The sequence below is a fragment of the Ruegeria sp. AB7 genome (genome assembly GCF_056542625.1).
Window position 1 is genome coordinate 321597 of the sequence record NZ_JBQGAC010000001.1, and the last position, 17726, is coordinate 339322.

Annotated in this window: 16 protein-coding genes; 8 read left to right on the forward strand and 8 right to left on the reverse strand. The window is 57.2% G+C overall.

Going from position 1 to position 17726, the window contains the following annotated elements; all coding sequences use genetic code 11:
• Positions 1-11: 11 nt before the first annotated feature.
• Positions 12-2372: a xanthine dehydrogenase family protein molybdopterin-binding subunit gene (locus ACR0EN_RS01600; protein ID WP_170405437.1), complete on the forward strand. Its 2361-nt coding sequence runs from the start codon at positions 12-14 to the stop codon at positions 2370-2372.
• A 95-nt stretch (positions 2373-2467) separates the two neighbouring features.
• Entirely contained in the window at positions 2468-3259 is a 792-nt protein-coding gene (locus ACR0EN_RS01605) for an FAD binding domain-containing protein (protein WP_170662396.1), read from the forward strand.
• A gap of 47 nt (positions 3260-3306) precedes the next feature.
• Here the strand turns inward: ACR0EN_RS01605 and ACR0EN_RS01610 are convergent, their stop codons facing one another.
• Positions 3307-4206: a MurR/RpiR family transcriptional regulator gene (locus ACR0EN_RS01610; protein ID WP_480584912.1), complete on the reverse strand. Its 900-nt coding sequence runs from the start codon at positions 4204-4206 to the stop codon at positions 3307-3309.
• Between the two features lie 109 nt (positions 4207-4315).
• On the opposite strand from ACR0EN_RS01610, the gene ACR0EN_RS01615 reads away from it, so the two are divergent.
• Both ACR0EN_RS01615 and ACR0EN_RS01620 read left to right on the forward strand, forming a co-directional pair.
• The gene (locus tag ACR0EN_RS01615; RefSeq protein ID WP_480584915.1) at positions 4316-5068 is read left to right on the forward strand and encodes a beta-keto acid cleavage family enzyme; all 753 of its coding nucleotides are present in this window, start codon (positions 4316-4318) and stop codon (positions 5066-5068) included.
• A complete protein-coding gene (locus ACR0EN_RS01620) occupies positions 5065-6381 on the forward strand; it encodes an aspartate aminotransferase family protein (protein ID WP_170817710.1) in 1317 nt (438 codons plus the stop codon). The genes ACR0EN_RS01615 and ACR0EN_RS01620 overlap by 4 nt, the downstream gene beginning before the upstream one ends.
• Positions 6382-6455: 74 nt before the next feature.
• Here the strand turns inward: ACR0EN_RS01620 and infC are convergent, their stop codons facing one another.
• The 6 genes from infC to ACR0EN_RS01650 form a co-directional block, all read right to left on the reverse strand.
• Positions 6456-7046 carry a translation initiation factor IF-3 gene (gene infC / locus ACR0EN_RS01625; protein ID WP_310793657.1) on the reverse strand — a complete coding sequence of 197 codons (591 nt, stop codon included), beginning with the start codon at positions 7044-7046 and terminating at the stop codon, positions 6456-6458.
• Positions 7047-7162: 116 nt separating this feature from the next.
• Entirely contained in the window at positions 7163-7996 is an 834-nt protein-coding gene (locus ACR0EN_RS01630) for a ferredoxin--NADP reductase (RefSeq protein ID WP_170595767.1), read from the reverse strand.
• A gap of 105 nt (positions 7997-8101) precedes the next feature.
• Positions 8102-8509 (reverse strand): DUF934 domain-containing protein, encoded by a 408-nt coding sequence (locus tag ACR0EN_RS01635; RefSeq protein ID WP_170393227.1) that lies wholly within the window; start codon positions 8507-8509, stop codon positions 8102-8104.
• A complete protein-coding gene (locus ACR0EN_RS01640) occupies positions 8506-9267 on the reverse strand; it encodes a phosphoadenylyl-sulfate reductase (RefSeq protein WP_170510600.1) in 762 nt (253 codons plus the stop codon). Before ACR0EN_RS01640 ends, ACR0EN_RS01635 begins: the two co-directional genes overlap by 4 nt.
• Positions 9257-10921: a nitrite/sulfite reductase gene (locus ACR0EN_RS01645; RefSeq protein ID WP_170610416.1), complete on the reverse strand. Its 1665-nt coding sequence runs from the start codon at positions 10919-10921 to the stop codon at positions 9257-9259. Before ACR0EN_RS01645 ends, ACR0EN_RS01640 begins: the two co-directional genes overlap by 11 nt.
• 65 nt (positions 10922-10986) lie before the next feature.
• On the reverse strand, positions 10987-11301 hold the full coding sequence (locus ACR0EN_RS01650) for a DUF2849 domain-containing protein (RefSeq protein WP_170393224.1): 315 nt from the start codon (positions 11299-11301) through the stop codon (positions 10987-10989).
• A gap of 245 nt (positions 11302-11546) precedes the next feature.
• Between ACR0EN_RS01650 and ACR0EN_RS01655 the strand changes: the two genes are divergently transcribed.
• Positions 11547-12020, forward strand: coding sequence for an Lrp/AsnC family transcriptional regulator (locus ACR0EN_RS01655; protein ID WP_010439761.1), 474 nt, complete (start codon positions 11547-11549; stop codon positions 12018-12020).
• Between the two features lie 106 nt (positions 12021-12126).
• Here ACR0EN_RS01655 and ACR0EN_RS01660 read toward each other — a convergent pair whose 3' ends face one another.
• Positions 12127-13308, reverse strand: a complete 1182-nt coding sequence (locus ACR0EN_RS01660) for a cytochrome P450 (protein ID WP_170406423.1) — start codon at positions 13306-13308, stop codon at positions 12127-12129.
• A gap of 46 nt (positions 13309-13354) precedes the next feature.
• Between ACR0EN_RS01660 and ACR0EN_RS01665 the strand changes: the two genes are divergently transcribed.
• From ACR0EN_RS01665 to ACR0EN_RS01675, 3 genes are all read left to right on the forward strand, one after another.
• On the forward strand, positions 13355-15088 hold the full coding sequence (locus tag ACR0EN_RS01665; RefSeq protein WP_480584918.1) for a sensor histidine kinase: 1734 nt from the start codon (positions 13355-13357) through the stop codon (positions 15086-15088).
• Positions 15085-16314, forward strand: a complete 1230-nt coding sequence (locus tag ACR0EN_RS01670) for a sigma-54-dependent transcriptional regulator (RefSeq protein ID WP_480584921.1) — start codon at positions 15085-15087, stop codon at positions 16312-16314. Before ACR0EN_RS01665 ends, ACR0EN_RS01670 begins: the two co-directional genes overlap by 4 nt.
• Before the next feature lie 318 nt (positions 16315-16632).
• Complete coding sequence (locus ACR0EN_RS01675) at positions 16633-17634, forward strand: DctP family TRAP transporter solute-binding subunit (RefSeq protein ID WP_480438504.1); 1002 nt, start codon at positions 16633-16635, stop codon at positions 17632-17634.
• Positions 17635-17726 lie beyond the last annotated feature (92 nt).

Below are 17726 nucleotides of genomic sequence, written 5' to 3' on the forward strand. Positions count from 1 at the left end.
GAGAACAAGCAATGCCCAAAGACAGTGGCATCGGAGCCAGTTCCAAGCGGCGCGAGGACGTACGCTTTCTGACCGGAGCAGGCAATTACACCGACGACATCAACGTACATGGCCAGGCCTATGTGCATTTCCTACGGTCCGACATCGCGCATGGCCGGATCACCAACATCGACACATCTGCCGCCGAGGGTATGCAGGGGGTTGTGAAGGTGTTCACCGGCAAGGACTTTGAAGGCGTGGGCGGAATGCCTTGCGGCTGGGAAGTAACCGACCGTCATGGCGCCCCGATGCAGGAACCACCGCATCCCATTCTGGCGCAAGGCAAGGTCCGACATGTAGGCGATCCCATCGCTGCCGTTGTCGCGGACAGCCTTGAACTCGCCCGCGATGCGGCGGAAGCGATTGAAGTGGATATCGAAGAGCTCCCCGCCGTGCTGGATATGAAAGCCGCAGCGCAGGATGGCGCGACGCTTATCCATGAGGATTTGAAGAACAACATCTGCTATGACTGGCATCTAGGCGAAGAAGACAATGACAAGGTCAATGAGGTTTTTGCCAACGCGGCCCATGTCACCACTCTGGACCTGATCAATAACCGTCTGGTTGCTAATCCGATGGAGCCGCGCGTTGCGGTGGCCGAATACAGCCGGGGTACGGATGAGTACACGCTCTACACCACTTCGCAGAACCCGCATGTGATCCGCTTGCTGATGTGCGCATTTGTTCTGGGCTTGCCTGAACACAAAGTGCGTGTTGTAGCGCCTGATGTTGGTGGTGGATTTGGCACGAAGATTTTCCACTACGCGGAAGAGGCGTTCTGTACATTCGCTGCCAAGGCCTGCAACCGTCCGGTCAAATGGACCGCCAGCCGGTCCGAGGCGTTTATGTCGGATGCGCAGGGCCGCGACCACGTCAGCACGATTGAGCTCGCTTTGGACGCGGACAATAACTTCACAGGCCTCCGCACCAACACCTACGCCAATCTGGGCGCGTATCTGTCGACCTTCTCAAGCTCGGTTCCGACTTGGCTGCATGGCACTCTGATGGCGGGCAACTACAAAACGCCGGTCATTCAGGTGAATGTGAAGGCAATGTTCACCAACACAGTGCCGGTGGACGCTTATCGCGGTGCGGGTCGGCCAGAGGCGACCTATCAGCTGGAGCGCGTCATCGACAAGGCGGCGCGTGAACTGGGTGTCGATCCGATCGCCCTGCGTCGCCAGAATTTCATCACCCAGTTCCCGTATGACACACCGGTGGCGCTGACCTACGACACCGGGGATTACAACGGGACGATGGATAAGCTTGAAGCTGCTGCTGATTTGGCTGGCTTTGCCGCGCGACGGGCGGAAAGCGAGGCCAATGGCAAGCTGCGTGGCCTAGGCGTCAATTGCTATATCGAGGCCTGCGGCATCGCGCCCTCGAACATCGTCGGTATGCTGGGGGCCCGGGCAGGACTCTATGATGCAGCTACGGTTCGGGTAAACGCCACCGGTTCCATCAGCGTCATGGTTGGTGCACATAGCCACGGGCAGGGGCATGAGACTGCTTTCCCGCAGGTTGTGGCCGACATGATCGGCATCGACGAGTCGATGGTCGAGATTGTGCATGGCGACACCTCGAAGATCCCATTCGGCATGGGCACTTATGGCTCACGCTCGCTGGCGGTCTGTGGTTCGGCCATGGTTAAGGCGACCGAAAAGGTGATCGACAAGGCCAAGAAGATCGCGGCCCACCTGCTCGAGGCGTCCGAGGCCGATATCGAGCTGAAGGACGGTCAGTTCAGCGTCGCGGGCACTGACAAGTCGGTGGCCTGGGGTGATGTGACTCTGACAGCCTATGTACCGCACAACTTCCCATTGGAGGTTGAGCCGGGGCTGGAGGAGACCGCATTTTATGACCCGGCCAACTTCACCTTCCCAGCGGGGGCATATGCCTGCGAGGTTGAGGTGGATCCCGAGACTGGACAGGTGACCATCGAAGCCTTCACCGCTGCGGATGACTTTGGCAACATCGTTAACCCGATGATTGTGGATGGTCAGGTACATGGCGGCATCGGTCAGGGTATCGGTCAGGCTTTGTTGGAAAACTGCGCCTATGACGAGAATGGCCAGTTGCTGAGCGCATCCTTCATGGATTACGCGATGCCACGCGCCGATGATCTGCCGTTCTATGCGGTCGACCATTCCAGCCAGACGCCGTGTACGCACAACCCGTTGGGTGTGAAGGGCTGCGGTGAAGCTGGTGCGATTGGCTCGCCGCCTGCGGTAGTCAACGCGGTTCTGGATGCGCTGAACTCGGGTGGAAAGGCTGTTGATCACATTGACATGCCGATGAGCCCGTCGCGTGTTTGGACAGCAATGCATGGTTGAGAGGTTCGGGTGCGAGGGGCCAGCCCCTCGCGCTCCCCGAGATATTTATAGCCAGATGAAGGGCGGATCCGCGCTTTTCGGAAAGGAAGAACGAAATGTACAATTTCGAGTTTGAGAAACCCTCGACCATCGCTGAGGCGGTTACTGCGTTGGGAGTTGAGGATGCTCAGGCATTGGGGGGTGGGCAAACCCTGATCCCCACAATGAAGCAGCGGTTGGCCGCGCCATCCAAGCTGGTTTCGGTCAATGGAATCGCTGAAATGAAAGGGGTCTGCGTCGAGGATGATGGCTCGGTAGCGATAGGCGGTGCGACAACCCACGCAAATGTGGCCGCTGAAGCTGCTGGTAACTATCCGGCGCTGGCAGCGCTGGCCGGCCAGATCGGTGATCCTGCGGTGCGTAATCGTGGCACTATTGGCGGTTCGATTGCCAACAATGATCCAGCGGCCTGTTATCCGGCGGGAGTGCTGGGTTCAGGCGCGACCATTGTCACCAATAATCGCCAGATAGCGGCGGATGACTTCTTTCAGGGCATGTTTACGACAGCTCTGGAAGAGGGCGAGATTATCACTTCGGTGCGTTTCCCCGTGCCTCAGGCGGCGAGTTATCAGAAGTTTTTGCAGCCCGCGTCTCGGTTTGCGTTGGTCGGGGTATATCTTGCCCGGTTTGCCGATGGCGTTCGGGTTGCAGTAACCGGCGCAAGCGAGGACGGAGTTTTCCGCTGGGCGGAGGCTGAGGAGGCCCTGAACAAAGAGTTCCGCGCGGACGCTTTGATGGGGCTGCACATCAATCCGATGAACATGATTGGTGATCTGCACGGGAGCAAAACGTATCGGGCGCATCTGGTCACTGTTATGACGAAACGGGCTGTCGAAGCTTGCAGCTGATCTGATTGTTAATCAGCTTTGAGAGCCTCGGTGAAAGCCGGGGCTCTTTATTCTTTCCAAACTCTTGGGGGCTTGGCGGGGCGCCAGTAGGCGCCGGTGTCTTCTCGTGCCGTCTGATAGCGTTCCACGCGGTCACGCGCGGCTGATCCCCCGGCGGCAAAGAGATGACCTAGCAGGCATTCAAGCACTGCCATCGCTCCGGAGAAGCTGGAAAAGTGATGTTGCGCGCGGGTACTTACAGGCAGCACGATGTCAGGGTTAACACCAGGGGCGATGACGTCGCTATCCGACAATAGCACGATGCGCATGCCGCGTTTACGCGCAAAACGCATGGATTGTATGGTGTCAGAGGAATAGGGGTGAACGGTAATAGCGAAAAGGCAGTCCGCTTCATCGGCCTCGAGCAAATCATCGATGGCTGATCCCATATGTCGCGGGATAAGCTGAAATCCTGGGTGTGCCATCCGACCCGCATAGTGGAGATAATAGGCCAAAGCATAGCTGGCCCGGGTCGCGGTTATGAAACAGCGATTAGCTGCAATCATGTACTCCGTGACCTGTTGCATCAAATCAGGATCGGCCAGTCGCAGGGAGCGGGCTACGACGTTCAGTTCGTTTTGCGCAAACCCAGCTTGCGCGGCGCTGAATCGGCCCCCCGATTTCATGCGATCCAGCCAGCCTTGACCCAGCCGATCTTCCCGGTCTGTGACAAGGGTCTGGCGAAAGGGCCGTCTGAACGCATCAAAACTGTCGAACCCCATACGTTGTGCCAACCGAACCAGAACGTTTGAACTGACACCGATTTTCTCGGCGGTAAGCCGAACCGGGTCGAGCCCGAAATCGCCAGGGTGGTCGATGATGTATTTCGCTGCGGCTTGCATTTGCTGAGGCAGGGTGTCGATTTCGTGCCGAAGCTGCTCGGTCAGTTGGGATGAGGTGTGTTGCATTTGGTAAGAAAAACAAATGTTATGAAGATTGCAAATTGAAAACGTGAGCGAGGTGTCTAATTCGGGATCGTAAAAAACAGGTGACGGAATGTCTGGGACTGGTTTGAGGATGACGAGAAGGCCATATGTGTTGGTGGCTCCGAACGGGGCGCGACGAGGGCATGGAGATCATCCTGCCCTGCCGATCAAGACTGATGAAATCGTCAAGGTCGCGAAAACGTGCCATAGGGCAGGTGCGCAAGGTCTGCATCTGCATATTCGCGATCAGTCAGGTAACCATTCACTAGATGCGGGTTTGTATCGCGAAACCATTGCTGAACTGCGTGCTGCGGTCACTGACATGGACATCCAGATTACGACAGAAGCTGCTGGCGTTTTCGGCGTTCAAGCACAACTTGATTGTTTGCAGAATGTGCGCCCGGACTGGGCTTCGATTTCGGTGCGCGAGATTGCACGGTCGCCCGAACTTGCGCCAAAGGTCTACGCTCTGTGCGCGGAACAAGGGACTCGTGTTCAGCATATACTCTATGATGTCGCTGACGTTGAGTTACTGACCCATTGGCAGGCTGAAGGGGTGGTAAAATCGGATCAGGTCGACCGTCTGCTTGTCCTTGGTCGCTATGCCACGGCGCAGGAATCGAGTCCGAATGATCTGGATGTGTTTCCGCACAGCGCTGATCCATGGATGGTCTGTGCCTTTGGAGGGCAGGAGCATGCGTGCCTGCAAAAGGCCGCGCAGTTGGGTGGCGATGTGCGCGTTGGTTTTGAGAACAGCCTTGCAGGTCCGGATGGCCAGGCTTGGGCTGACAATGCCGCATCCGTCGCGGCGCTGATTGATCTTCTGAAAAGGACGTCGACATGAGTCACGTATTTCCACGTCACACCAAATCGGAACTGCCTGAGGCCGCTGGTGGTGACGGCTGTTATCTGATCGATTCAACCGGCCGTCGTTATTTGGATTGCGGGGATGCTGCCGTTTCATGCCTCGGCCATTCCAACGCCGCTGTGGTCAAAGCGGTGCAGGATCAGGTGGCGCAGATCGCTTTTGCGCATACGGGCTTTATGACCTCGGCACCGGCCGAGGCACTGGCCGATCTGCTGATTAAACACGCCCCCGGCGAACTGGACCGGGTCTACTTTGTCTCGGGCGGGTCAGAGGCGACCGAGGCTGCTATCAAACTGGCGCGGCAGTATTATCTGGAAACCGGCCAGCCTGAACGCCGTCATGTCATAGCGCGCCGACAAAGCTATCACGGCAACACTTTGGGGGCACTTTCGGCGGGTGGCAATGAATGGCGGCGGGCGCAGTTTGCACCGATGCTGATCGAGATGACACATATCGCTCCTTGCTATGAGTACGCCGAAAAGCCTGAGGATGAGAGCAGTTTTGAATATGGTCAGCGCGTTGCGAATGAGCTGGAGGCAGAAATCCTGCGCCTTGGGCCTGAAACGGTCATGGCTTTCATGGCAGAGCCGGTGGTTGGAGCGACGCTTGGGGCTGTTCCGGCAGTCGAGGGGTACTACAAGCGAATCCGTGAAATTTGCGATCAACACGGCGTTCTTCTGATCCTCGACGAAGTAATGTGCGGCATGGGTCGTACCGGGCATTTGTTTGCCTGTGATCATGACGATGTCGCGCCGGATATTCTTTGTATCGCCAAAGGGTTGGGTGCAGGGTATCAGCCTATCGGAGCGATGCTGTGTTCGGGTCGAATCTATGATGCGATCCGGGATGGATCGGGTTTCTTCCAGCATGGCCACACCTATATCGGTCATCCGGTTGCGACTGCGGCTGCGCTTGCCGTTGTACAGGAACTTACCTCTCGTGATCTGCCGGCGCGGGCAGGTGTAATGGGGGATAAGCTGCAGAGCATGCTGGAAAACAAGTTCGGTCAGCACCCGAATGTCGGGGATATTCGCGGTCGCGGCTTGTTCCGAGGGATTGAGCTGGTCGAGGATCGAGATATGAAAACCCCGTTTGATCCGTCGCGTGGCGTGGCGGGCAAAATCAAGAAGGCCGCCATGGCCGAGGGATTGATCTGTTACCCGATGTCAGGCACGCGTGACGGACGCAACGGCGACCATATTCTACTGGCTCCGCCCTTTATCATCGAAGATGACCAACTGGTCGAGCTTGTAGACAAGCTGGATCGGGCGATATCCTCGGTGATCTGATTTAGGCGAGAAGCCAGAAAACAAAGAAGCCCCTCCGATTTCGGAGGGGCTTTTGTCATTCTACAAAAAAAAACCTACTTCTGTGGCAGCGGGCCAATCATCATGATCATCTGACGGCCTTCCATCTTGGGCATGTTCTCGATCTTGCCCAGATCCTTGACGTCTTCGGCTACACGTTCCAGCAGCTCACGCCCCAGGTTTTGGTGCGCCATCTCGCGGCCCCGGAAACGCAGGGTGACTTTGACCTTGTCGCCGTTCTCAAGAAACTTGAACACGTTGCGCATCTTGACGTCATAGTCATGCGTGTCGGTGTTGGGCCGGAACTTGACCTCTTTCACCTCGATGATCTTTTGCTTCTTGCGGGCTTCGCTTTCGCGTTTCTGCTGTTCGTACTTGAACTTGCCGAAATCCATGATTTTGCAGACCGGCGGGTTCGCGTTGGGCGAAATCTCAACCAGATCGAGGCCGACATCGGCGGCCATCTGCATGGCCTTTGCGGGATGAACCACCCCGACATTTTCACCTTCGGCGCCAATCAGGCGAATTTCGGGAGCACGGATCTTGTCATTGACGCGCGGGCCGGTATCTCGCTGTGGCGGCGCGTTGTGAGGTCTGCGGGCTATGGGTTCATTCCTTTGATGATTGCAGAATTTCGAGCCCGGAATTTAGACCGGGCTGAGAGGTGTTTCAAGCGGCATAAATTGCAAGCCGCATGAATTTTCCATGAATTTCGTGAGTTTTTGCCGGTTTAGGGTGTCGATAACTCCACCGGCAAACCCCATTAGCCCACAAATGCCTTTTCAATCACGAATTCCTTGGGTTCGGAATTGGCGCCTTCTCGCAGGCCGAACTCTTCCAGAATTGCTTTGATGTCATGGTTGAAGGCAAGGCTGCCACAAACCATCGCGCGATCAGTGTCTGGCTTGATACCACCTTCGATGCCCAGATCGGCAAATACGGTGCCGTCTTTTAACAGCTCGGTTATACGGCCCATCTTTGGGCTCTCTTCCCGCGTGGTGGTGGGATAATAGCGGATCTTGTCGGCGAAACCGTCACCAATCAGTTCGGCCAGCAACTCGTCCTGTTTGACGCCCTCGATCAACTCGCGACCGTAATCCAGTTCAGCTACGTCGCGGCAGGTATGGGTGATGATAACCTCGTCATAATCCTCATAGGTCTGCGGTTCACGCAGCAGCGACGCGAAGGGCGCAAAGCCTGTGCCGGTGGCGAAGAACCAGATGCGCTTGCCGGGCAGCAATGCGTCATGCACCAGCGTGCCGACGGGTTTGGGCCGAAGAATGATCTGATCACCAGGCTGGATGTGCTGCAGTTTTGAGGTCAGCGGGCCATCCTGCACTTTGATCGAGTAGAATTCCAGTTCCTCATCCCATGAAGGCGAGGCGATGGAATATGCGCGCAACAGCGGTTTGCCATTATCGCCCAGTAGGCCGATCATAACGAACTCACCCGAGCGAAAGCGCAAGGAAGCCGGGCGCGACACCTTGAAAGAGAACAGGCGGTCGGTCCAATGTTTGACCTCGGTCACAGTCTGGGCGTCGGGCAGGACGGGGGCCTTAACGGCGGTTGCTTCACTCACGGATTTCATCTCTGTCATCATTTCACTGCCGGTCTGCTAAACCGGTATCTCCGTTTAATCTTTGATCCAAGTCAGGAAAAGGGGCAGATTGCCCCTTTCGTATCACAGGTTGGCGATGGCGGGTCAGCCGCGCAGGCGGGCCTGGTAGTTGTTGTCCTGCCAATTAGCCCGGGCCAGCCACTGATCTTCGGGCTGCCGGTTCGCCAAGGTGTCATCAATTTCGACTTCGTCAAAGCCGCTACGACGCGCCATGGCGTATTGGTCTGCAAGAACATGGCCTTTTGCCCGCAGGCGACCTGTATAACCTTTCAGACGCAGAACACGCGCGATGGTGAAACCGCGCCCATCCGCTGAGGATGGAAAGTCCACGCGCACCATTTGGGCGCTGCCCAGCCGGTCAAACAGTTCATCGGGGTCAGTGTCCGAGGCGATATCCAGCGCAACCACGTCATTCGCTGCATCGTCCAGCGTGACATAGCCATCGGTCCAATCATCGGGGGCAAAACCCTCGTCGTTTACGATTACGTTCATGTTTTCTCTCCGATGCGCACCATTTTTCCATCAACGAAATGGATGCCGCATTCTTCCTTGTTCTGATCGCGCCAGCGCCCGGCGCGGGGGTCTTCGCCTTCTTTGACCGGCGAGGTGCAGGGCGCACAGCCGATCGAGGGGTATCCTTTGGCCACCAGCGGATGCCGGGGCAGGTTGTTTTCGTCCATATAGGCGCGCACATCCTCGGGTGCCCAATGGGCCAGCGGGTTGACCTTGATCCGGCCGGTTCCGTCCTCGACCTCGAAAAAGTCCAGCGCGGCACGGGTGCCGGACTGAAACCGTTTGCGCCCGGTGATCCAGCCACAATACCCAGTCAGAGCTTTCTGCAGCGGGAAGGTCTTGCGCAGGTTGCAGCAAGCATCGGTGTCACGCAGACGTAACGCGCCATAAGGATCGTCGCGCTGAACATCTTCATCCTCGGCGCGGATGATCTGCACATTGCGCAGGCCCAGACGCTCGCTGACCTCCTGCTGGTATTCCAGCGTTTCGGCAAACAGCATCTGGGTGTCCACGAACAGCACTGGGGTCATCTTGTCGACCACTGCAGCCATATGCAGCAACACCACCGATTCCGCGCCAAAGCTGGAGACCAGAGCAAGCTCCTCGATCTCGTCCAAAGCGCCATGCATCACATCATGGGCACTGTGGTGGCGGAAGCGGGCGTTCAGCGCCTCGACCTTTTCGGTCAGTTCGGCGCGGTCAGCCCCCAGTTCCGTTTGGATCAGGTCAAGCGGCATTGGCCTGTGCCTCGGGGTAAAGCGCCGCTTTGAACGGTGCCATGCCAACGCGGCGATAGGTCTGCAAGAAGGTCTCTTCAGCGCTGTCGCGCTGCTCCAGATACGTGTCGACGATGCGCTCGACCGCCGGAACGATCTCGTCATAGGCGAAGCCCGGGCCAGTACGATCACCGATGGCGGCGGATTCAGTACCGTCACCACCCAGAGTGATCTGGTAGTTTTCGACGCCAGCGCGGTCCAGGCCAAGAATGCCGATGTGACCCACATGGTGGTGACCACAGGCGTTGATGCAGCCTGAAATCTTGATCTTCAGGTGACCGATATCATGCTCCAGCTTCAAGTCTTCGAACCGGGTCGCGATTTCCTGCGCCACGGGAATCGAACGTGCCGTCGCCAGTGCGCAGTAATCCATACCGGGACAGGCGATAATGTCGCTGATCAAGCCGATGTTGGCGGTCGCCAACTCGTGTTCTTTCAGCGATGCGTGGATCGCGGGCAGGTCGGATTTGTGGACATGCGGCAGGATTACGTTCTGCTCGTGGCTGATACGCAGTTCATCATAGGCGAACTCTTCGGCCAGATCAGCCATTACGCGCATCTGCTCGGCAGTCGCATCGCCCGGCGTCTGGCCGTGCTTCTTGATCGAGATCGTGACGATCGCGTGGTCCGCGTTCTTGTGCGGCGCGATGTTGGTGTCGACCCACGAACGGAAGACCGGATCGTTGGTGTAGGCACTCTCGAACGAGGCAACCGAACCATCACGGAAGGCTGGAGGCGCAAAGTGGCCTTTGATTTCTTCCAGCAGGCTCATATCCGCGCCTTTGAATTGCGGGCGAACCTTCAAAAAGCGTTCGTTCACTTTGGCACGGATGGCGTCGATGCCGTGCTCATGCACGGTGATCTTGATACGTGCCTTGTACTTGTTGTCGCGACGGCCGATCTGGTTCCACACGGAAACGGTGGCCTCAAGATAGGCCAGCAGGTCGTCAAAGGCGACGAATTCCGATAGCTCTTTGCCGATCATGGGCGTACGGCCCAGACCACCGCCAACGATGACGCGGGCACCCAGAACGCCATCACGCTCGACCAGTTGCAGGCCGATGTCATGCGCCTTGATCACGGCGCGGTCATTCTCGCTGCCGGTGATGGCGATCTTGAATTTGCGGGGCATGAACTGGAATTCAGGGTGGTCGGTCGACCACTGGCGCAGCAGTTCAGCATAGGGGCGCGGATCAGCGACCTCATCCGCGGCGGCACCGGCGAAATGATCGGCGGTCACGTTGCGGATGGTGTTACCCGAGGTCTGGATGGCGTGCATGCCAACCTCGGCCAGTGCGTCCAGCATATCCGGCACGTCGTTCAGCTTCGGCCAGTTGTACTGAATGTTCTGACGGGTGGTAAAATGGCCGTAACCTTTGTCCCATTTCTCGGCCAGCAAAGCGAGCTGACGCATCTGAGCACTGGACAGCGTGCCATATGGAATAGCGACCCGCAGCATATAAGCGTGCAATTGCAGATACAGACCATTCATCAGGCGCAGTGGCTTGAATTCGTCTTCAGTCAGCGAACCGTCAATGCGACGCTCAACCTGCGCACGGAACTGCGCGTTGCGTTCTGCCAAAAATGCTGTGTCGAACTCGGAGTAGCGATACATGTTTAGCTGTCCTTAGTTGCAGCCCCGGACCCGGGGCCTTGAAGGGGAGAGAGAATGGCCTGAGATCAGGCCCGAGGCTGCGGGGAGGTTTCCTGTTTGCCGTGGGCATAGTTGGACGGACCAGTCCGGCGGAAATCCTCCCGAAAGTGGGTGGGTTCGGGGCCGTTTTCTCCGGCCACCGCGTCGGCAAGATAGGCACCGACGATCTTGTTGGCCTGACGCGCGGCATCCAGCAGACGAACCTGAGCGTGGGCTTCGTCCGTGATCAGTTCGGCATCGGACAACTCGCGCGACCACCGGTCATCTTCGGTCTGGTAAATCACATCACCTTCCAACAAGTCGTTGGCGGTGACGACTTTGGGGGTAAAAGCGCGGGCCATCAGGCAAGCTCCTTATTGAAAACCGAGACTTTGTGCGGGTATTGCGCAACTCGGGCGACGCCGGGTTTGTGAATGCGCATATTTGTTTGTTTGACCTGCATCGGATCATCTCGTGACTGAATTGACTTGTGTGCCAATATAGGAAATATTCCCGCCAAATCGCCATATGCGTGAAGAAATAAGAACAGATGTTCTATCTGCGGCGAGTGGAAGAAGGTTTGTTCTGAATTGGAAGGGAAATTGGAATGTCGGTGCGAATAGACGACACGGATCGGAAAATTCTAGCCGAGCTGCAACGGGATGCCAGCCAGTCGCTTGACGAAATCGCAGCCCGTGTAGGGAGCTCCAAGACGCCGGTTTGGAATCGCATTCGCAAGCTGAAGGGGGCAGGGGTCATTGGCCAGCAGACCGTATTGCTGGATGCCGAAGCGTTGGGCTTTGAGGCCACATTCTTTGTGCTGATCCGTACGTCGGAACATGAGGCTGAGTGGCAGCAGAAGTTCCTGAAAGCGTTGCGCGATCGTCCAGAGGTTCAGGAAGCGCACCGTTTGGCTGGAGACATCGATTACATTCTGAAAGTGCGCGTCAAGAACGCGCGTGCGTATGATGCGTTTTATCAGGCGTTGATTTCAGAGGTACGGGTGCACAACGTCACAGCCTTGCTTTCGATGGAAGAGATCAAATCGACCACAATGCTGCCATTGAAGTCTGTCGGATAGTTTGAAGCGTGAATGGGGGCGCCGCCCCCGCCGCCCGAAGGCGACTCCCCCAAGATATTTATGGCCAGATGAAGAACGGATCCGGGTTTCTTGACAGGATATTAAGTCAGACCGTTACCATGAGTTTGGTCAGCCCGTGGAAATGGTAGCTGTCCGAATATTGCGGCTCTGCCGTCAGCTTTAGCTTTGGGCATTGCTGGAACAGCATGGGCAGGGCGATCCGCATCTCAAGCCGGGCCAGCGGAGCGCCTACACAGAAGTGAAGGCCACCACCAAAGCTAGCATTGGCGCTTACATCTCGCATTGGGTCGAATGTATCGGGTTGGGACCAAGCAGCAGGGTCGCGATTGGCTGCGCCCAGAAGCAAGGCAACTTCGTCACCACGCGCAAAGCGGTGACCGAAGAGTTCAATATCTTCATAGGCATAGCGTCTGAACATGTGCAGTGGTGGATCGAAACGCAGGATTTCCTCGACTGCGCCGTCGATGGTGCCGGGCGTCAGGACATACTGCTGTGTACCCGTCGTCAACATAGTCTTCACGCCATTGCCGATGGCGTGCACGGTGGCTTCGTGACCGGCGTTCAGCAACAAAATGCAGGTCGTGATCAGCTCGTCCCGCGAGAGTTTTTCACCATCTTCCTCTGCCGCGATCAACCGGGTGATCAGATCGTCATGCGGGTCAGTGCGGCGTTTTTCGATGTATTCTTCGAGATAGGTGGTAAAGGCTTGTGTGGCACGGACGGCTTCGTCTTCGGTCTGGCGCGTCCGGTTTGCCTGATACATGGCCACCATGGCGTGCGACCACTGCAACAGTTGCGGTGCCATGTCTTCTGGCACACCAAGCAGACGGCAGATCGTGATCACGGGGACCTGGGTGCAATAGGCCTCCAGCAGATCGAAGGGGCCAGCGGGGAACTGCTTGATCAAATCGTGGCACAACTGTTCAGTGGACCCCTCAAGTGCCGTGATCGCGCGAGAGGTAAACGCCCGCAGTACCAGAGAACGCAATCGAGTATGACGCGGGGGTTCAAGCTCTAACATCGAATGGGATTCGACTTCTAGCCAGGGTGCAAGATGCTCTGGGCCGGGTTTTGCAAGTTCCGCCGGGATTTCACGCCCGAAGCGCCGATCGCGCAGCAGAATTTGCACCGCTTTGTGCGAGACAGCCGCGACAAGGCCGTAGTCTTTCCAGTAGAACAGATCGCCCGACTGACGTGCGCTGTCATAAAAGGGGTATGGGTTTTGCACGAATGCCGGGTCGGTCGGGGATTGGGTCAGCGTCTTCATGCGGTGCAGACTTGCCATGGCGGCTGCTGAATGCAAGACCCTAGATATGCAACGTTTTTGGATCATAGCCGGTTTCTTATGCGCGGTCGGATTGCTGTCAGCGGCGGTCTGGACTTATGGCTATCGTCAGGCCCTGTCGCAACTGAGCGAGAAGGCCGAGGCTGATTTGGAACTGGCCGCCGACCGTCTGAGCACGCAAATGCAGGTCTATCAGGAAGTGGCCGCCTTGATGGCGGATCATCCTGCTTTGCAGGAGCTAGAAACATCAGAACAGCAACGGGCCGCCCGAAAGGTGCTGCTGGATGTGGCAGACAAAACCGCTGCCGTTAACGTTATGTACCTGAATCCGGAGGGTCAGGTTCTTGTCGCGGCCCAACCGGTGACGCAGCGCGATATGTCCGCACATCCGGCCTTCGAGCGCGCCATGCAAGGTGCCTTGGGCAGCGCGCATGGGGTCGAAGACGCAAGCGGCGATCGCATCTATTCATATGCGGCCCCTGCATTTGGGGATTTGGGCCAAATAGAAGGCGCGTTGATGGTTCTGGCCGATGTGCAGGATGTGGAACAAACATGGCGCGGCAGTACCGATGCGGTGTTTTTCGTTGATACGGATGGGGTTGTCTTTATCTCGAACCGATCGGATCTGCTACTATGGCGCCGCGGGCAAGGGCAGCAGGGGCTGATGTCACCCGAAGGTGAGAATGTCGATTTCGCCTCAACTCGGATTGCGGGATATGAAGTGTGGAAGCTCAATTGGGGTCGCTATCTGCCCCGTCGCGCCCTGCATCTGACGCTCGATCTTCCGGTGATTGCGATGACCGCAGAGATGCTGGTTGATGTCGCTCCGGCGCGTCGGTTGGCGGGGTTGCAGGCGGCGGCGGTTGCGGCGATCTGTTTCGCCTTTGGTGCTTTGTTGTTTCTGGCCTCGGAACGCCGTCGGACACTTGCAGAGGCAAATACCGTGCTGGAAAGCCGGGTCGCGCAACGTACGCGCGCCTTGACGGCGGCTAATAGCGCTTTGCGCCACGAAGTTGCCGAGCGGCAGGAGGCGGAAGCCGCGCTAAAACAAGCGCAGGCCGATTTGGTTCAGGCTGGTAAGTTGAGCGCTTTGGGCAAGATGTCGGCTGGCATCAGTCATGAATTGAACCAACCCTTGATGGCGATTCAGCAGTTTGCCGACAACGGGTCCGCCTTTCTTGAGCGCGGCAAGGGCCAGAGAGCTGGCGAAAATCTGGGCCGTATTTCCGATATGGCCGCACGCATGGCGCGGATCATCAAGAACCTGCGGGCCTTTGCGAGAAATGAAAGCGAACCAATGGGGCGCGTTGATCTGGTTCAGGTTCTGAACACTGCCACAGAATTGACCGAGGCGCGCCTGCGCGATGAGAATGTCGCGTTGGAGTGGGTGCCGCCAAAGACTGCGGTCTATGCTTGGGGTGGGGAGGTGCGTCTGGTGCAGGTGTTTGTCAACCTAATCAATAATGCAGCGGATGCGATGGTCGATCGACCGACGCGCAGGATATTGGTCACTCTGTCAGGGGGGAAGCCTATTCGCGTGTCGGTGCGGGATACCGGACCCGGCATCGAGGACCCCGACCGCGTGTTTGAGCCGTTCTACACCACAAAAACAGTTGGGACGTCCGAGGGGATGGGTCTGGGGCTGTCGATATCCTACGGTCTGGTTCAGAGCTTCGGGGGGGATATTCGCGGTGCCAACACGGACGAGGGTGCTGAATTCACGGTTGAACTGGAACCCTTTGAAGAAGATGAGGCAGCATGATCCGCAAAGTGCTTTTGGTCGATGATGATGCCGCCGTACGTGAGGCCTTGGCGCAAACCCTCGAATTGGCCGAGTATGAACCGGTCACCGCGGGATCTTTCGTGGCCGCAAAGGATCATATTCATCGTGACTTCGGCGGTGTGATCATCTCGGATATTCGCATGCCGGGGCGGGATGGGTTTCATCTGCTCGCATACGCGCGCGAGGTTGATCCTGAGCTTCCGGTGGTATTGCTGACAGGTGAAGGCGATATCCCGATGGCGGTACAGGCCATGGGGCAGGGAGCATTTGATTTTCTGGAAAAGCCCTGTGCAGCAGCGGACTTATTGGCGGTACTGGAGCGAGCCTTCGCAGCGCGCGCAGAAATTCTGCAGGAACGCGAGCAACGGCGCGAACTTGAGCGTGGCGATCCCGCAGCACGCATGCTGTTTGGGTTGTCAGATCAAGCCGAGGCCTTGCGTGAGCGAGTGCGGAGCGTAGCGCCAACACGGGCCGAGGTACTGGTTACCGGGCCAGCGGGTAGCGGAGTTTCAAAGGTCGCTGAAGTTGTCCATCTGATGTCTCCGGTTGGACAGGGGCCATTTGTCAAACGCCCTGCCTCAGGCCTGAACCCGGATGATTTGTTGCGTGTCTGCAAGGACGCGGCAGGCGGATCGCTGTATCTGGATGAGATCTCGGCGATGTCGGATGCCACGCAATACGCCGCGCTGGAACTGATCGAACAAGGGACGGACGCCAGAATCATTGCGGGGGCAACGGCTAATTTGTCTGAACTTACTGCACAAGGAAGATTCAATGCCGATCTGTTCTATAGGTTGGATGTCATGCGGGTGCGAATCCCGGCCCTGTCAGAACGGCCCGAGGATATCCCCGTCATCTTTCGCCGCTATGTGGCGCAGGCCGCTGAGCAGGCCGGGATTGCGGAACCTGAAGTGACACCCGAGCATCTGGCCTCGCTGATGGCGCAGGATTGGCCGGGCAATGCCCGATCGTTGATGTCGGCGGCAATGCGGTTTGTGTTGGGGATGCCGGATGAGGTTGCACAGGCCGCTGATCTGGGGTTGAGCGAGCAATTGGCGCGTGTTGAGAGGTCTTTGCTGATTGCAGCCCTTGGGCGCCACAATGGCAAGGCTGCGGATGCCGCCAAGGCACTGAAGCTGCCGCGCAAAACTTTTTATGACAAGCTTACCCGCTACCACATTAGGCCAGAAGACTATCGTCGTTAGCAAAACACTTCCGCTAGGGCGAGCCGCGGCTGCGCTGCGTCTTAAGCGAGCGATTCGCTCGCATCGATTCGGATATTGTGCGGAAATTCGCACAAGGTGCTGACTGCCTGTGCGAAAAATCGCACAGCGTAGTTCTGCCGAAACACCAGATTTATAACGAACATAATTTAACCGTAAGAAATTATTCGGAAAAAACAGATTTCAGCAACATCTAAACAAAATGTTGAGAGTGAGGAGCCGATTCGGTTCACTCCGCAACATACGGCGCTGATTGAGCGCTCGATGGAAGTTTTAGGGAAGTCTGGGAGGATAAGACTGATGAAATTCCTGACAACGGCAGCAACCGCAATCGCACTGTCCGTGACAGCGACCGCTGGTGTAGCAGCTTGCGATGATGGCGAGATCGTCGTGAAGTTTGCGCATGTGACCAATACGGACAAACACCCCAAGGGCATCGCCGCTTCGCTGCTTGAGCAGCGCGTCAATGACGAGATGAACGGCGTGATGTGCATGGAGGTTTATCCGAACTCCACTCTTTACAACGATGACAAGGTTCTTGAAGCGATGCTGCAGGGCGACGTGCAGTTGGCCGCGCCTTCGCTGTCGAAGTTTGAGAAGTTTACAAAGCAATTCCGCCTGTTCGATCTGCCGTTCATGTTCAAGAACATCGATGCTGTGGATGCGTTCCAAGCCTCGGCTGATGGTCAGGCGATGAAAGACAGCATGCAGCGCCGCGGCCTGCAGGGGCTGGCATTCTGGCACAATGGCATGAAGCAGATGTCTGCGAACAAGCCGTTGGAAGATCCTTCGGATGCGAACGGCCTGAAGTTCCGCGTTCAGTCTTCGGACGTATTGGTTGCCCAGATGGAAGCAATTGGTGGCAGCCCTCAGAAGATGGCGTTCTCAGAAGTGTACGGTGCTCTGCAACAGGGCGTTGTTGACGGGCAGGAAAACACCTGGTCGAACATCTACGGCAAGAAGTTCTTCGAGGTGCAGGACGGCATCACAGAAACGAACCACGGTATAATCGATTATCTGGTTGTAACCTCAGTTGACTGGCTGGACAGCCTGGAGCCTGAAGTTCGCGATCAATTCCTGACGATTCTCGCCGAAGTGACCGAGACCCGTAACAAGGAGGCCTTTTCCGTAAACGAAGCTGCCAAGGCTTCGATCACTGACGCAGGGGGCATCATCCGGGAACTGAACCCCGAGCAGCGCCAGGCCTGGGTCGATGCGATGAAGCCAGTCTGGGACAAATTTGCCGGTGACGTTGGTCAGGACAAGATCGACGCCGCACAGGCGATCAACGCCGGGTTCTGATCCCGGTTCAAGCCACGCGTCCGGGGACTGGGGAGTTATGGACGCATAGGCTGGGCGGGCCTTAATGGCCCGCCACACTCCCACCACTCTCA

Bases quoted from the DNA above. Each gene is read 5' to 3' on its own strand.
- ACR0EN_RS01600 (WP_170405437.1), top strand. From the start codon at position 12: ATGCCCAAAGACAGTGGCATCGGAGCCAGTTCCAAGCGGCGCGAGGAC.
- ACR0EN_RS01605 (WP_170662396.1), top strand. From the start codon at position 2,468: ATGTACAATTTCGAGTTTGAGAAACCCTCGACCATCGCTGAGGCGGTT.
- ACR0EN_RS01610 (WP_480584912.1), bottom strand. From the start codon at position 4,206: ATGCAACACACCTCATCCCAACTGACCGAGCAGCTTCGGCACGAAATC.
- ACR0EN_RS01615 (WP_480584915.1), top strand. From the start codon at position 4,316: ATGACGAGAAGGCCATATGTGTTGGTGGCTCCGAACGGGGCGCGACGA.
- ACR0EN_RS01620 (WP_170817710.1), top strand. From the start codon at position 5,065: ATGAGTCACGTATTTCCACGTCACACCAAATCGGAACTGCCTGAGGCC.
- ACR0EN_RS01630 (WP_170595767.1), bottom strand. From the start codon at position 7,996: ATGACAGAGATGAAATCCGTGAGTGAAGCAACCGCCGTTAAGGCCCCC.
- ACR0EN_RS01635 (WP_170393227.1), bottom strand. From the start codon at position 8,509: ATGAACGTAATCGTAAACGACGAGGGTTTTGCCCCCGATGATTGGACC.
- ACR0EN_RS01640 (WP_170510600.1), bottom strand. From the start codon at position 9,267: ATGCCGCTTGACCTGATCCAAACGGAACTGGGGGCTGACCGCGCCGAA.
- ACR0EN_RS01645 (WP_170610416.1), bottom strand. From the start codon at position 10,921: ATGTATCGCTACTCCGAGTTCGACACAGCATTTTTGGCAGAACGCAAC.
- ACR0EN_RS01650 (WP_170393224.1), bottom strand. From the start codon at position 11,301: ATGGCCCGCGCTTTTACCCCCAAAGTCGTCACCGCCAACGACTTGTTG.
- ACR0EN_RS01655 (WP_010439761.1), top strand. From the start codon at position 11,547: ATGTCGGTGCGAATAGACGACACGGATCGGAAAATTCTAGCCGAGCTG.
- ACR0EN_RS01660 (WP_170406423.1), bottom strand. From the start codon at position 13,308: ATGAAGACGCTGACCCAATCCCCGACCGACCCGGCATTCGTGCAAAAC.
- ACR0EN_RS01665 (WP_480584918.1), top strand. From the start codon at position 13,355: ATGCAACGTTTTTGGATCATAGCCGGTTTCTTATGCGCGGTCGGATTG.
- ACR0EN_RS01670 (WP_480584921.1), top strand. From the start codon at position 15,085: ATGATCCGCAAAGTGCTTTTGGTCGATGATGATGCCGCCGTACGTGAG.
- ACR0EN_RS01675 (WP_480438504.1), top strand. From the start codon at position 16,633: ATGAAATTCCTGACAACGGCAGCAACCGCAATCGCACTGTCCGTGACA.